This is a genomic window from Flammeovirga sp. EKP202 (genome assembly GCF_014534745.1).
Lineage (GTDB): Bacteria > Bacteroidota > Bacteroidia > Cytophagales > Flammeovirgaceae > Flammeovirga.
Window position 1 is genome coordinate 1 of the sequence record NZ_JACVVP010000128.1, and the last position, 865, is coordinate 865.

Genomic DNA, 865 nt, shown 5'->3' on the forward strand with positions numbered 1-865 from the left:
ATTCGGTAAGTTTTATAATTCGAACTACATTTTATAATTTAGAGGATAGTTGAGAGACAAAACTTACCTCAACTGTTAGCTGTTATTGAAGAAAAACAGAAGCATTTCATAATAAATTGAAAATAATGGAATTAACTTGGAATGATGTTACAAAGATAATCGCAATTTTAACTGGAACTGGTTTGTCTCTTGCGTCCCTATCTGCTTTGGTAATTTGGATTTTTAAAGAATGGGTACTGAATCTTTTTAGGAAAGATTTGAAAAGGCAAGAAATTAAATTACAAGAGCAGATTAAGGAAAAAGAAAATATTTGGTCTAAAGAGAATAAAGCAGTTGAATTGAGATTAGGAGAAGAAATTCGAAAATCAGAACTTCAAATAACAAAACTGATTAATTTCGAACAAAAACACTTCGATTTATTATTGACAAGTTATCAAGGAACATGGGAAAAACTTATCGATTTTGAAGACTTTATGATTCGTGAGTTTCCTTTTCATTTTAAGAGATTGACACAACAACCAATTGCTGATATAAATGATATTGGTTATCCTATCCGTGAAAAAATTAAAGAAATTCGAAAATCTTTTCTTTTTCTGCCTAAAGAAACAAGTGACAAAGTTTCAAATCTTATTGAAATGTTTTCAGTTGACTTTCGTGAATTTTTAAAGGTGATTGAAACAACAAAGCAAAACACACCTTTGAATTCTGATGGAAAACAATTGATTGAAGGGCAAGGATTGCAACCAATTAATGTTTCATTAAATATTGTACAGACAAATTTGAACAAAAGAAGTCATTTAAAAATTAAAGTTAACTTTTAATCGGTTTCTCAAAAACATACTCATAAATGCTATGTAGTGTGATT

Annotated in this window: 1 protein-coding gene; it reads left to right on the forward strand. The window is 28.7% G+C overall.

The window, feature by feature from the left end; translation table 11 throughout:
• Positions 1-125: 125 nt before the first annotated feature.
• Positions 126-821: a hypothetical protein gene (locus IC221_RS29255; protein ID WP_188172323.1), complete on the forward strand. Its 696-nt coding sequence runs from the start codon at positions 126-128 to the stop codon at positions 819-821.
• Positions 822-865 lie beyond the last annotated feature (44 nt).